At 58.8% G+C, this 13411-nt stretch carries 10 protein-coding genes; 7 read left to right on the forward strand and 3 right to left on the reverse strand.

What is annotated here, in order from left to right; all coding sequences use genetic code 11:
* Positions 1–175: 175 nt before the first annotated feature.
* The gene (gene pdxB / locus ACMXYJ_RS11380; RefSeq protein WP_415759886.1) at positions 176–1318 is read left to right on the forward strand and encodes a 4-phosphoerythronate dehydrogenase PdxB; all 1143 of its coding nucleotides are present in this window, start codon (positions 176–178) and stop codon (positions 1316–1318) included.
* An 87-nt stretch (positions 1319–1405) separates the two neighbouring features.
* Here the strand turns inward: pdxB and ACMXYJ_RS11385 are convergent, their stop codons facing one another.
* Positions 1406–1585, reverse strand: coding sequence for a PA1571 family protein (locus ACMXYJ_RS11385; protein WP_033061931.1), 180 nt, complete (start codon positions 1583–1585; stop codon positions 1406–1408).
* Positions 1586–1845: 260 nt separating this feature from the next.
* On the opposite strand from ACMXYJ_RS11385, the gene ACMXYJ_RS11390 reads away from it, so the two are divergent.
* Entirely contained in the window at positions 1846–3633 is a 1788-nt protein-coding gene (locus ACMXYJ_RS11390) for an ABC transporter transmembrane domain-containing protein (RefSeq protein ID WP_415759887.1), read from the forward strand.
* A gap of 142 nt (positions 3634–3775) precedes the next feature.
* On the opposite strand, the gene ACMXYJ_RS11395 is transcribed toward ACMXYJ_RS11390, so the two are convergent.
* The gene (locus ACMXYJ_RS11395; protein WP_415759888.1) at positions 3776–5704 is read right to left on the reverse strand and encodes a transglycosylase SLT domain-containing protein; all 1929 of its coding nucleotides are present in this window, start codon (positions 5702–5704) and stop codon (positions 3776–3778) included.
* Between the two features lie 213 nt (positions 5705–5917).
* On the opposite strand from ACMXYJ_RS11395, the gene ACMXYJ_RS11400 reads away from it, so the two are divergent.
* A complete protein-coding gene (locus tag ACMXYJ_RS11400; protein ID WP_415759889.1) occupies positions 5918–7837 on the forward strand; it encodes an ATP-binding cassette domain-containing protein in 1920 nt (639 codons plus the stop codon).
* Positions 7838–8026: 189 nt separating this feature from the next.
* Here ACMXYJ_RS11400 and ACMXYJ_RS11405 read toward each other — a convergent pair whose 3' ends face one another.
* On the reverse strand, positions 8027–8464 hold the full coding sequence (locus ACMXYJ_RS11405; RefSeq protein WP_008151425.1) for a universal stress protein: 438 nt from the start codon (positions 8462–8464) through the stop codon (positions 8027–8029).
* Positions 8465–8568: 104 nt separating this feature from the next.
* On the opposite strand from ACMXYJ_RS11405, the gene ACMXYJ_RS11410 reads away from it, so the two are divergent.
* From ACMXYJ_RS11410 to ACMXYJ_RS11425, 4 genes are all read left to right on the forward strand, one after another.
* Entirely contained in the window at positions 8569–9006 is a 438-nt protein-coding gene (locus tag ACMXYJ_RS11410; RefSeq protein WP_415759890.1) for a hypothetical protein, read from the forward strand.
* A 678-nt stretch (positions 9007–9684) separates the two neighbouring features.
* The gene (fadB, locus tag ACMXYJ_RS11415) at positions 9685–11832 is read left to right on the forward strand and encodes a fatty acid oxidation complex subunit alpha FadB (RefSeq protein WP_415759891.1); all 2148 of its coding nucleotides are present in this window, start codon (positions 9685–9687) and stop codon (positions 11830–11832) included.
* A gap of 29 nt (positions 11833–11861) precedes the next feature.
* Positions 11862–13037, forward strand: coding sequence for an acetyl-CoA C-acyltransferase FadA (gene fadA, locus ACMXYJ_RS11420; protein ID WP_008007076.1), 1176 nt, complete (start codon positions 11862–11864; stop codon positions 13035–13037).
* A gap of 99 nt (positions 13038–13136) precedes the next feature.
* Complete coding sequence (locus ACMXYJ_RS11425; RefSeq protein ID WP_415759892.1) at positions 13137–13373, forward strand: DUF1653 domain-containing protein; 237 nt, start codon at positions 13137–13139, stop codon at positions 13371–13373.
* Positions 13374–13411: the final 38 nt, after the last annotated feature.

A 13411-nucleotide genomic window follows, 5' to 3' on the forward strand; every position in this document is an offset into this window, starting at 1 on the left:
GGGCGAAACGTCCAAAGGTGTTGATGCGCAAGGCGGCGCATTCTACGCCCTGACGCAGTGGTCAGGAAAAGTCCTGTGTTGCGGATTTGTAATCGGATTTTGAATGTTCCTGCATCCCCGGTGGCCCATCACCTCCATCTCCGCCTACACTGCCGATCCGCCAAAGGAGCCTGCCATGCTGATTGTTGCCGACGAAAATATCCCGCTGCTCGATGCCTTCTTCGAAGGTTTCGGTGAAATCCGCCGGGTGCCGGGACGTTCCATCGACCGCGCCACCGTCGAACAGGCCGATGTGTTGCTGGTGCGCTCGGTGACCAACGTTAACCGCGCGCTGCTCGAAGGCAGCAAGGTACGCTTTGTCGGCACCTGCACCATCGGCACGGATCACCTGGATCTGGATTACTTTCAGCGGGCTGGCATCACTTGGTCCAGCGCACCCGGCTGCAACGCCCGGGGCGTGGTCGACTATGTGCTCGGCAGTCTGCTGACCCTGGCCGAAATCGAAGGCGCCGACCTGACTCAGCGCACCTACGGCGTCGTCGGTGCCGGTGAAGTGGGCGGCCGCTTGGTCAAGGTTCTGCAAGGTCTGGGCTGGAACGTGCTGGTCTGCGATCCGCCAAGACAAGCCGCTGAAGGTGGCGATTACGTCAGCCTCGAACAGATCATCGAGCAGTGCGATGTCATCAGCCTGCACACGCCGTTGAAGAAACACGGCGCCCAGTCGACCTGGCATCTGTTTGATAAAAACCGTTTGAACCAGCTCAAGTCCGGCACCTGGCTGATCAATGCCAGTCGTGGCCCGGTGGTCGACAACGCCGCGCTGCGCCAGGTACTGCTGCAACGCGAAGACCTGCAAGCCGTTCTGGATGTCTGGGAAGGTGAGCCTGAGGTCGATGTGGCGCTGGCCGAACTCTGCGTGCTGGCGACGCCGCACATTGCCGGTTACAGCCTCGACGGCAGACAGCGTGGCACCGCGCAGATTTATCAGGCGTATTGCGATTTTCTCGGGCAACCGGCCCAGATCAGCTTGAACGATTTGCTGCCCGCACCCTGGTTGTCGCAAGTGACCTTGAACGCTAACAGCGATCCGGCCTGGTCGCTGGCCATGTTGTGCCGTGGCGTGTACGACCCGCGCCGCGACGATGCGGATTTCCGTCGCAGCCTTGTAGGCAATGTGAACGAACAGCGTGCGGCGTTCGATTCACTGCGGAAGCATTATCCGCTGAGGCGTGAGATTGATGGGTTGCAGGTGCGGATCGATGGGGATTCGCCTGAGTTGCAGAAGATCGTGGCGGCGTTGGGTGCTTCGGCTGTCTGAACCCCGTGACTGGGTGCGCAGCACCCTCAAAAGACACCCATAAAAAACCCGGCCATCAGAGGCCGGGTCAAGAAGACGGTGGCTATATCACTTTTGTTCGGCAGGCTTGACCAATCGCTTCTCCAGTTCGCGGCAAGCGTCCTGGATCATGCCTTCAGTGATCGGTACTTCGCGCCCATCCTTATCGATAATCGAGCAACCCAGAGACTGGTCTGGCTGTGTGCGGATCACTTCAATCTTGTCTTCGCTGCTGTTTTGCAAGGACATTGCCTGTCTCCTCATCAGGTTGTGTGCTTACTGTAGAACCGCCAGGTGACCGGGCTGTGACAACTCCCTGCGATCTTTCCAAAGCGGCAATATCAGTCCACCAGAAATACGGCGGTGTTGCCACCCGAACTTTAGACCAATACCGTCTAGGACCTAGTATTTGCGGTCATATTTAACCTGACTCATTATGATTTACAGCGATCAAGCCCATCGACCGGTGTAGGCTTGATCGCGTCAAACCCTACTGGTTGCGCCATCGAATGATCTCCATCCTCTCATCCCGTCAACGGCGCGCCATGCGCCTGGCCCTGCGTTTCATCGCGCCTTATCGCTGGCCGGCCGTCGGTGCCTTGCTCGCGTTGATCGTCACGGCGGGCATTACCTTGTCCATGGGGCAGGGGATTCGCCTGCTGGTGGATCAGGGTTTCATGACCCAGTCACCGCATTTGCTCAACCAGTCCATTGGTCTGTTTATGTTGCTGGTGGTCGGGTTGGCTATTGGCACCTTCGTGCGTTTTTACCTGGTCTCATGGATCGGCGAACGCGTCGTCGCGGACATCCGTCGTCAGGTGTTCAACCATCTGATCTACCTGCATCCAGGGTTCTACGAAGACAACCGCAGCTCCGAGATCCAGTCGCGGTTGACCGCTGACACCACGTTGCTGCAATCGGTGATCGGCTCTTCGCTGTCTCTGTTTTTACGCAATCTGTTGATGGTGATCGGCGGGATCGTCCTGCTGTTTATCACCAACCCCAAGCTCACCAGCATCGTGGTGGTCGCGTTGCCGTTGGTAATCGCGCCGATCCTGATCTTCGGCCGTCGGGTGCGTAGCCTGTCGCGCCTGAGCCAGGACCGGATTGCCGATATCGGCAGCTATGTTTCCGAAACCCTGGGTCAGATCAAAACCGTGCAGGCCTACAACCATCAGGTCCAGGACGAGCAGCGGTTTGCCGCAACAGTGGAGGAGGCCTTCAACACCGCTCGCAAGCGGATCTTCCAGCGGGCCTGGCTGATTACCCTGGTGATCGTGCTGGTGCTTGGCGCGGTCGGGGTGATGCTCTGGGTCGGCGGAATGGATGTCATCGCCGGGCGGATTTCCGCGGGCGAGCTAGCGGCGTTTGTGTTTTACAGCCTGATCGTCGGCAGCGCATTCGGCACGTTGAGCGAAGTGATCGGCGAACTGCAGCGTGCCGCTGGCGCCGCCGAGCGGATAGCCGAGTTGCTGCGCTCGGAAAATATCATCCAGTCACCGACTACTGGCCTGGTGACCTTGCCTGAACGGGTGAAGGGTGACCTGGTGCTGCAAGACGTGCGCTTTTCCTACCCGTCGCGTCCGGAAAGCTATGCGGTCGATGGTTTGAATCTGACGATCAATGCCGGTGAAACCCTCGCGTTGGTCGGGCCCTCTGGTGCCGGCAAGTCGACGGTGTATGACCTGCTGCTACGCTTTTACGACCCGGCCGAAGGACACATCCTGCTCGATGGCGTGCCGCTGACCCAACTCGATCCGTTGGACCTGCGCCGCTGCTTCGCCCTGGTCTCGCAATCCCCGGCGCTGTTCTTTGGCAGCATCGAAGAGAACATCCGTTACGGCAATCCAACGGCCACCCTGGCCCAGGTTCAGGAAGCGGCGAAAATCGCTTACGCCCACGACTTCATCGAACAAATGCCCAACGGCTATCAGACCCACCTTGGCGACGGTGGCCTCGGTTTGTCCGGCGGCCAACGCCAACGCCTGGCCATCGCCCGGGCGCTGCTGGTGGACGCGCCGATCCTGCTGCTGGACGAAGCCACCAGCGCCCTCGACGCCCAGAGCGAACACCTGATCCAGCAAGCCCTGCCGAGCCTGATGAAAAACCGCACCACGCTGGTCATCGCCCACCGGCTGGCCACGGTGAAAAACGCTGACCGGATCGCGGTGATGGACCAAGGGAGACTGGTGGCGGTGGGGACGCATCAGGAGTTGATTGCGAGCAATGCGTTGTATGCGCGGTTGGCGGCGTTGCAGTTCAGTGATGGGAAGACTGAGCACGGTGTTCACACGTAGGAGCTGCCGCAGGCTGCGATCTTTTGATCTTGTTCTAATAAAAATGCCCGCATAAATCGATGCGGGCATTTTTTGTAAGCGGTTTAAAGCAAAATCAAAAGATCGCAGCCTGCGGCAGCTCCTACATAACCGGGATTACCGGTTATTGATCGTCAAAGTAGCGCTCATGCCAATCCACCAGCGGTTGCGGTGAGTTGAGCTTCTGACCGTAGATCACCGAGTACGACAGCACGTTCTGCACGTACTGACGGGTTTCGTCGAACGGGATGCTTTCCACCCAGACGTCGAAGCTCAGGTGGTCCGCACCGCGCAGCCACTGGCGCACGCGACCCGGGCCGGCGTTGTAGGCGGCGGAGGCGAGGACGCGGTTGCCGTTGAACTGGCTATGGACCTGGCTCAGGTACGCGGCGCCGAGCTGGATGTTCTTGTCCGGGTCCAGCACCTGCTGCGGCGATGCCAGGGGAATGCTGAACTTGCGCGCAGTTTCCTTGGCGGTGCCGGGCATCAGTTGCATCAGGCCGGTGGCGCCGACGCCGGAACGGGCGTCGGCCATAAAGGCACTTTCCTGGCGGGTGATCGCGAACACCCAGCTCGAATGCAGGCCGCGCACCTTGGCTTCGCGCACCAGGGTTTCGCGGTGGGCCATCGGGAAGCGGATGTCCAGGTCGTCCCAGTACTGCGCCTGACTGATGGTGCGGATCGCCGGGAAATACCATTTCAGGTCGTAGGCCAGTTTCGCCTGGGCGACCATTTCATCGCGGCTGAAGTGGCGGCTGACGTGGTACCACTCGCGGCGACCATCGACGATCTGTCCGCGGGCGTGGAACTCAAGGGCGCGACGAATGCCTGGCGTGTTGCGCACCTTGTTCATCAGTGCCTGGCTCATCACCAACGGTTTGTTCATCAGCGAATAAGGGGACTGCGAACGATCGGCGGCGAGGAAACCATAGAAATCGCGCTCGCGGGCGAGGTTTTTGTACAGCGTCTGCACTTCCGGGTTCTGCGGCTGCGCCAGTTCCAGGCTGCGGGCCTGCCAGTAGCGCCAGCGGTTAGTGATCGCCAGATCCTGTGGCAAGCGACGGGTCAACTGATAGGCATCGTCCCAGCGGGCAAGACGCAACAGCAGGCGCAAACGCCATTCGGACACGGTGTTGTCGCGCAGTTCCGGGTCGTACTTGGTCATCATCTCCAGCGCGCGAGGGTCGAAACGTTTGGCGAGGGTCAACCCGATTTCACGGGCGATTGCCACTTTTTCATCGCGGGAGAAGTGCATGCTGCTGGCATAGCCGTCGAGCAGGTCCATGGCCTTGTCCGGGTCCTGGCGGGCCAGGCGGCGCAGGCCGAGGCTGACCACATCGGACATCGGCTCGTCGGCCGGGGTGAAGCGCGACGGCTGGTTCAGCAGTTCAGGTTTTTGCGCCACATCCACCAGCAAACGACCGCGCGGGGCAAGGGTGGTCAGGCCGCTGACCAGGCTGTTGGCCAGTGGATAGTTGCGTGCCTGGGCGGCAAGTTTGGTGCGTTCCCAGCGTTTCTGCTCGGTCAGTTGACCTTCGGCGGCCCATTGCCCGAACAGTGCGTCACAGGCGGCGGGTTGGGATTTGCCGGTCAACCAGAGTTTATTCGCGTTGGCGTAACCTTCGACTTTCTGGTTATGACCGATCTGGTATTGCGCGTTCAGGCAGTCCAGTTCGGTGAAATTGAGCTTGGGGTCGTAGTACTTGACGAAGGTCGCCCAGTCGCCGCGCTCGGCCAGCCAGCGCAACCAGCGAAGTTTCATCCAGTTGGCTTGCGGCAGGTCGCCGTGTTCGGCGAGGAATTTCTCGATTTCGGCATTGCTCGCGGTTTTCAGACGTGCGGTCAGTTCGTCATACGCAAGATAAGGCTCCAACGGGTAATCACTAAGAGCCTGGCTGTAACGGAAGTAAGGACCTGTATCACCCTTGGCCAGGGCACGCTTGGCTTCATCGTAGTATTGGCGCTGGGTAGACAGGTCCACTGCCTGTGCTGTTTGGATGGCAGTGGCAGAAAGAAGAAAACAGGATAAAAGACCAAAAAGGCGACTGCGCATGAGACGTCCGAACAGAGAAATCATGACAAGCGTTGACGATGCCAACACTGAATTAACTGTAGCTTAGCCTTTTGCCAGCAGGGGGCGAAAGCTTTGCCGGCCTGTCGGTACAAGATCGCAACATTTGTTATGCAGAGTACTTCGACATTGAAATTGCCGGCCTTCTGAAGCCTCAAGTCAGGTAGAATGCGCGCCCGGTTTTTGGAGAAGCTCATGACCCTGCTCAAATTCAGCGATGTGTCCCTTGCTTTCGGCGCTATGCCGTTGTTGGACAAGGTGTCCTGGCAGATCGCCCGTGGTGAGCGGGTGTGCATCATCGGCCGCAATGGCACTGGCAAGTCCAGCATGATGAAGCTCGTCAAGGGCGACCAGAAGCCCGATGAGGGCTCCGTTTGGCGCGCACCCGGCCTCAAGATTGGCGAATTGCCACAAGAATTGCCGGTGGCCGACGAGCGGACCGTGTTCGACGTGGTGGCCGAAGGCCTGGACGGTGTCGGCGAGCTGCTCGCGCAGTATCACCACCTCAGCCAGAACATCGTCACCGACGCCGACCTGGACAAACTGATGCACGTCCAGCACGACCTCGAAGCCCGTGACGGCTGGCGTTTGCAGCAACTGGTCGACAGCACGTTGAGCCGTCTGCAGTTGCCGGCCGACAAGACCCTCGCCGAATTGTCCGGTGGCTGGCGTCGTCGCGTCCTGCTGGCTCAGGCTCTGGTTTCCGAACCCGATCTGCTGCTGCTCGACGAACCGACCAACCACCTGGACATCGGTGCAATTGCCTGGCTCGAAGAAGCGCTGAAGGATTTCCAGGGCGCCGTGCTGTTCATCACGCACGACCGTTCATTCCTGCAAAACCTCGCGACCCGCATTCTCGAACTGGATCGCGGTGGCCTGATCGACTGGAACGGCGACTACGCCAGCTTCCTCGTTCACAAAGAGGCCTCGTTGGCCGCTGAAGACACCGCCAACGCGCTGTTCGACAAAAAACTGGCCCAGGAAGAAGTCTGGATCCGCCAGGGCATCAAGGCTCGCCGCACCCGTAACGAAGGCCGCGTCCGCGCCCTCAAAGCCCTGCGCAACGAGCGTAGCGAGCGTCGTGAGCGCACCGGCAAGGCCAACATCCAGCTGGATACGGCTGACAAGTCCGGCAAGCAGGTGATGGTCCTCGAGAACGTGAGCTTCGCTCACCCGGGCGGCCCGTTCCTGATCAAGGACTTCTCGATGGTCCTGCAGCGCGGCGACCGCATCGGTCTGCTGGGCGCCAACGGTACCGGCAAAACCACACTGCTGAAGCTGATGCTCAGCGGTCTGCAGCCAACCAGCGGCACAGTGGAAGAGGGGACGCGCATCGACGTGGCCTACTTCGACCAGTTGCGCCATCAGCTGGACCTGGAAAAGACCGTAATTGACAACGTTGCGGAAGGTCGCGACTTCATCGATATCGATGGTCAGAGCCGCCACGTGCTGAGCTATCTCGGCGATTTCCTGTTCAGCCCGCAGCGTGCCCGCACGCCGGTGAAGGCGCTGTCAGGTGGTGAGCGTGCGCGTCTTTTGCTGGCGAAACTGTTCAGCAAACCGGCGAACCTGCTGGTCCTCGACGAACCGACCAACGACCTCGACGTCGAAACCCTCGAGTTGCTGGAAGAGGTCTTGCTGACCTTCAACGGCACCGTGCTGATGGTCAGCCACGACCGGGCATTCCTCGACAACGTGGTCACCAGCACCCTGGTCTTCGAAGGTGAAGGCAAGGTTCGCGAATACGTCGGTGGTTATCAGGACTGGCTGCGTCAGGGCGGCTCGCCGCGCCTGCTGGGCGTGACCGAAAGCAAGTCCGGCAAAGCCGACCTGACCTCTGCTGTCGTGACGGCGGAAGCTGCGCCAGTCGCTGCTGTCGTCGAAGCGCCGGTGGCGAAGAAGAAGCTCAGCTACAAGTTGCAGCGCGAGCTGGAAATGTTGCCGGGCCAGATCGAAGCCATGGAACAGCAGATCGTTACCGTTGAGGCGCAAATGGCCGATGCCGGTTTCTATCAGCGCCCTGCTGCCGAGACTGCCGCAGTGATCGCTCAGTTGGAGCAATTGCAGGCTGAGCTCGAAGTCATGGTCGAGCGTTGGGCCGAGCTGGATGCCTGATTGATCCTGCTATAAAAAAGCCCGGCGTTCAGTGATGAGCGCCGGGCTTTTCGTATGGAATGCGATTTTTGAGGCTGGACGGCTCAATGTGGGAGCGAGCTTGCTCGCGATGGCGGACTGACAGTCGACAATGATGTTGAATGTTAGATCGCTATCGCGAGCAAGCTCGCTCCCACAGGGTTGCGAGTATTAGCTTTTGATCAGGCGCACCGCGAGCACATCACAGGGGGCACCATGCAGCACGTCATTGGCGGTTGAACCCAGCAGCAATGCCAGGCCGTGTCGGCCATGGCTGCCCACCACGATCAGGTCGCAGGTTTGCTCCTTGGCCAGGTGATGGATCTCCTGGCGTGGCTGGCCGTAGGTCAGGTGGCTGTATTCCTTGGAGAGTTCCGGATACTTCACGATCAGTCGGTCCAGTCGTTCCTTGGCCTGATCGAACTGCTGTTGTTGCAGTTGTGACAGGTCCATGGGCACGTCGCCGCCAAAGGCCATGGCCATTGGCTCGACAATGTGCACCAGGGACAATTTCGCCCCGTTGCTCACCGACAGTTCGCGAGCGCGGTGGATTACAGGATCGCACTCTTCGGTTAGATCTACAGCGACCAGAATGTGGTTGTAGGGCATGAGGTGCTCCTCCTGAGGGTTGCAATATTGGTAAGTATGGCTGGTTTCAAGCGCATTGTTTTCAAAGTGACCCAATGCGCTCATCAAGAATCGGGAGTACAGATATGACGGTCTGGATAGTGGTGTCAATCCTGTTGGTGGTACTGAGTCCGCTGGCATGGTTGCGGCCGTCGCGTCACCAGAGCGGCCGCATGGCCCTGCGCATGGAAGCGCGACGCATCGGATTGGCGATGCAGCTGGCGCCTCAGGACTGGCCGCACTGGCTGAGCAAGGAGCCGCCGAGCCCTTGCGCCCAATACCATCGACCGCGGCGTGGCAATCGGCCGGCGTGCTGGAGTTACTGGCAAAAAGCGCCGGGTGTGTGGGTCAATCAGTGGCAGGAGGTTTGCGAGGAACCGGCGTTGCTGATTCATTTCGAAAAGTTGCCAGACAACGTTTACAAGGTCGAGGCAGACAAGCAGATGATCACGTTGTATTGGGGCGAGAAGGGTGAGGCCGAGGTATTGCAACAAATTGATGCCACGCTCAAAGCACTCGCCTGAATCCGGTCCCTTGTAGCAGCTGACGAACCCGCGAGGCTGCGTTCGGCGACGAAGTCGTCGCGAACCGTAAGCTCGCGATCAGCCTGATGCTCCGCGGCGTCTGAATCGCGACTGCTACGCAGCCGAACGTCCGAACGCGGCCCGAACCTTCGGCAGCTGCAACAAGGGCCCGTACAATATCGCGGGCAATAAAAAGCCCGACATCATCATCGGGCTGGAGTTGGCCAGGCAGGCCGGTAATTCGGTGTGGCGCTGATATTACGCTGGGCATTCGCCAAAAGCGTTCATGTTTTTTCCTCAAGGTCCCGCCAGCGTAGCTTGTTAAACAAAGGCTGCAGCGAATTAGGGCGACTTTTCTAACTATTGATCCTATGAATGGCCTCACATGCATCCGCGTGTTGCAGGGCTTCGTGTTACGGAAATGACCGGAAAGTCGCGTTTCAACCCGTATTTTGGGCGATTGACAATTGTCGGAAATTCCGTGAAGGTGACGTACCCAAATCAAACGGGCGTATGAATTGAGCGTTTGTATTACAGACCGCTCCTACAGAATCCCGACTATCGCGTTGGCGGGTGTGCCGGGTGGATGGGCGTAGCATTGACGTTAAACGTCCGTGCCAAGCCATTCGCCTGCGTCCGACGTGTACTGTTCAGCTTCCATATCGTGGAGATCAGTTGATGATTTACGAAGGTAAAGCCATCACGGTTAAGGCTCTTGAAAGTGGCATCGTCGAATTGAAATTCGACCTCAAGGGTGAGTCCGTCAACAAGTTCAACCGTCTAACCCTGAACGAACTGCGTCAGGCCGTAGACACCATCAAGGCAGATGCTTCGATCAAGGGTGTGATCGTCAGCAGTGGCAAGGACGTGTTCATCGTCGGCGCCGACATCACCGAATTTGTCGAGAACTTCAAGCTGCCTGATGCAGAGCTTGTTGCTGGCAACCTGGAAGCCAACAAGATTTTCAGCGATTTCGAAGACCTCAACGTCCCGACTGTCGCCGCGATCAACGGCATCGCCCTGGGTGGCGGTCTGGAAATGTGCCTGGCGGCGGACTACCGCGTCATGTCCACCAAGGCCAAGATCGGTCTGCCGGAAGTCAAACTGGGCATCTACCCGGGCTTCGGCGGTACCGTGCGCCTGCCGCGCATCATCGGTGCCGACAACGCCATCGAATGGATTGCCGCCGGCAAGGAAAACCGTCCTGACGACGCGCTGAAAGTCGGCGCAGTCGACGCAGTGGTTGCCCCTGAGAAACTGCAGGAAGCGGCCCTGGAGCTGATCAAGCGCGCCATCTCCGGCGAATTCGACTACAAGGCCAAGCGTCAGCCGAAGCTCGAAAAGCTCAAGCTCAACGCCATCGAACAAATGATGTCGTTCGAAACCGCCAAGGGTTTCGTGGCCGGTCAGGCCGGCCCGAACTACCCGGCACCGGTCGAAGCGATCAAGACCATCCAGAAAGCCGCGAACTTCGGTCGCGACAAGGCACTGGAAGTCGAAGCCAACGGTTTCGTCAAACTGGCCAAGACCTCTGCCGCGCAGAGCTTGATCGGTCTGTTCCTGAACGATCAGGAGCTGAAGAAAAAGGCCAAGGCCTACGACGAAATCGCCAAAGACGTGAAGCAGGCTGCCGTTTTGGGCGCCGGCATCATGGGGGGCGGTATCGCTTATCAGTCGGCTTCCAAAGGGACGCCGATCCTGATGAAGGACATCAACGAGCACGGCATCGAGCAAGGTCTGGCTGAAGCTGCCAAATTGCTGGTGGGCCGCGTTGATAAAGGTCGCATGACCCCGGCGAAAATGGCCGAAGTGCTCAACGGCATTCGCCCGACCTTGTCCTACGGGGATTTCGGTCACGTCGACCTGGTGGTTGAAGCGGTCGTCGAGAACCCTAAGGTCAAGCAAGCCGTTCTGGCTGAAGTCGAAGGTAAGGTCAAAGAGGACACCATCCTCGCGTCCAACACCTCGACCATTTCCATCACCTTGCTGGCCAAAGCCCTCAAGCGTCCGGAAAACTTCGTCGGCATGCACTTCTTCAACCCGGTGCACATGATGCCGCTGGTAGAAGTGATCCGCGGCGAGAAGTCCAGCGAAGTGGCTGTTGCCACTACCGTTGCCTACGCCAAGAAAATGGGCAAGAACCCGATTGTCGTCAACGACTGCCCGGGCTTCCTGGTCAATCGCGTGTTGTTCCCGTACTTCGGCGGTTTCGCCAAACTGGTCAGCGCTGGTGTGGACTTCGTCCGTATCGACAAGATCATGGAAAAATTCGGCTGGCCAATGGGCCCGGCGTACCTGATGGACGTGGTCGGCATCGACACCGGCCACCACGGTCGCGACGTAATGGCTGAAGGCTTCCCGGACCGCATGAAAGACGACCGTCGTTCGGCCATCGACGTGCTGTACGAAGCCAAGCGCCTGGGTCAGAAGAACGGCAAGGGCTTCTACGCCTACGAGACCGACAAGCGCGGCAAGCAGAAGAAAGTCGCCGATCCGTCGGTACTGGAAGTGCTCAAGCCGATCGTCTTCGAACAGCGTGAAGTCACTGACGAAGACATCATCAACTGGATGATGATCCCGCTGTGCCTGGAAACCGTGCGCTGCCTGGAAGACCGCATTGTCGAAACCGCTGCCGAAGCCGACATGGGTCTGGTCTACGGTATTGGTTTCCCTCCATTCCGTGGCGGTGCGCTGCGCTACATCGATTCGCTCGGTGTTGCAGAGTTCGTTGCCCTGGCTGACCAGTACGCTGATTTGGGCGCGCTGTACCACCCGACCGCAAAACTGCGTGAAATGGCCAAAACCGGCCAGCGGTTCTTCGGTTAAGCGCCCCCAACTAGAGTGAGAGTGAATATATGAGCTTGAATCCTAGAGACGTCGTGATTGTCGACTTCGGTCGCACTCCGATGGGCCGCTCCAAGGGCGGCATGCACCGCAACACCCGCGCCGAAGACATGTCGGCGCACCTGATCAGTAAACTGCTGGAACGCAACGTCAAGGTTGATCCGAGCGAAGTCGAAGACGTGATCTGGGGCTGTGTGAACCAGACCCTGGAGCAGGGCTGGAACATCGCCCGCATGGCATCCCTGATGACTCAGATCCCGCACACTGCTGCCGGCCAGACCGTCAGCCGTCTGTGTGGTTCGTCGATGAGTGCTCTGCACACTGCTGCGCAAGCGATCATGACCGGCAACGGTGACGTGTTCGTGGTTGGCGGCGTCGAGCATATGGGTCACGTGAGCATGATGCACGGTGTCGATCCGAACCCGCACATGTCGCTGTACGCGGCGAAAGCCTCGGGCATGATGGGTTTGACCGCTGAAATGCTGGGCAAAATGCACGGCATCACTCGCGAACAACAGGACGCTTTCGGCGTGCGCTCCCACCAGCTCGCTCACAAGGCGACATTGGAAGGCAAGTTCAAAGACGAAATCATCCCGATGCAGGGCTACGACGAGAACGGTTTCCTGAAACTGTTCGACTATGACGAAACCATTCGTCCGGAAACTACCCTGGAAAGCCTGGCGGCTCTGAAGCCAGCGTTTAACCCCAAGGGCGGCACCGTGACAGCCGGTACTTCGTCGCAAATCACCGATGGTGCTTCGTGCATGATCGTGATGTCGGCGCAGCGTGCACAGGACCTGGGCATTCAGCCTATGGCGGTGATTCGTTCGATGGCGGTGGCAGGTGTAGACCCGGCAATCATGGGCTATGGTCCAGTACCGGCCACACAAAAAGCACTGAAGCGCGCGGGTCTTGGCATTAACGATATCGACTTCTTCGAGCTCAACGAAGCTTTCGCCGCACAGGCCCTGCCAGTGCTGAAAGATTTGAAAGTGCTCGACAAGATGAACGAGAAGGTTAACCTGCACGGCGGCGCGATCGCCCTGGGTCACCCATTTGGTTGCTCCGGTGCGCGTATCTCCGGCACTCTGCTGAACGTGATGAAGCAAAATGGCGGCACCTTCGGGGTAGCCACCATGTGCATTGGTCTCGGCCAAGGCATCTCCACCGTCTTCGAACGCGTTTAAGCGTTCCGTTGACGGAAGCCGGGGCCAAGTGCCCCGGTTTTTGTTTTTCTGAATTTATTTTTGTTTTTATTTTGAAAAGATTTGAGCGAGGGCCAAACCATGCCGATACAACCTGGGCTCTACCAACATTACAAAGGTCCGCAGTACCGCGTTTTCAGTGTTGCGCGGCATTCGGAAACCGAAGAAGAAGTGGTCTTCTACCAAGCCCTGTATGGCGATTACGGCTTTTGGGTGCGTCCCTTGAGCATGTTCCTGGAGTCGGTCGAGGTTGACGGCGAACAGGTCCAGCGCTTTGCTTTGGTGCAAGCCGAACCGAGCCTTTTTTCCAAGCCATAAGCTGAGTGCGCGCAATACCCTGCGCTTGACCTCACCTT

This window comes from Pseudomonas arabinosi (assembly GCF_047758675.1).
Lineage (GTDB): Bacteria > Pseudomonadota > Gammaproteobacteria > Pseudomonadales > Pseudomonadaceae > Aquipseudomonas > Aquipseudomonas arabinosi.

What these genes read in the sequence shown, in the direction of transcription:
- pdxB (WP_415759886.1), top strand. Translation starts at nt 176, where the DNA reads ATGCTGATTGTTGCCGACGAAAATATCCCGCTGCTCGATGCCTTCTTC.
- ACMXYJ_RS11385 (WP_033061931.1), bottom strand. Translation starts at nt 1,585, where the DNA reads ATGTCCTTGCAAAACAGCAGCGAAGACAAGATTGAAGTGATCCGCACA.
- ACMXYJ_RS11390 (WP_415759887.1), top strand. Translation starts at nt 1,846, where the DNA reads ATGATCTCCATCCTCTCATCCCGTCAACGGCGCGCCATGCGCCTGGCC.
- ACMXYJ_RS11395 (WP_415759888.1), bottom strand. Translation starts at nt 5,704, where the DNA reads ATGCGCAGTCGCCTTTTTGGTCTTTTATCCTGTTTTCTTCTTTCTGCC.
- ACMXYJ_RS11400 (WP_415759889.1), top strand. Translation starts at nt 5,918, where the DNA reads ATGACCCTGCTCAAATTCAGCGATGTGTCCCTTGCTTTCGGCGCTATG.
- ACMXYJ_RS11405 (WP_008151425.1), bottom strand. Translation starts at nt 8,464, where the DNA reads ATGCCCTACAACCACATTCTGGTCGCTGTAGATCTAACCGAAGAGTGC.
- ACMXYJ_RS11410 (WP_415759890.1), top strand. Translation starts at nt 8,569, where the DNA reads ATGACGGTCTGGATAGTGGTGTCAATCCTGTTGGTGGTACTGAGTCCG.
- fadB (WP_415759891.1), top strand. Translation starts at nt 9,685, where the DNA reads ATGATTTACGAAGGTAAAGCCATCACGGTTAAGGCTCTTGAAAGTGGC.
- fadA (WP_008007076.1), top strand. Translation starts at nt 11,862, where the DNA reads ATGAGCTTGAATCCTAGAGACGTCGTGATTGTCGACTTCGGTCGCACT.
- ACMXYJ_RS11425 (WP_415759892.1), top strand. Translation starts at nt 13,137, where the DNA reads ATGCCGATACAACCTGGGCTCTACCAACATTACAAAGGTCCGCAGTAC.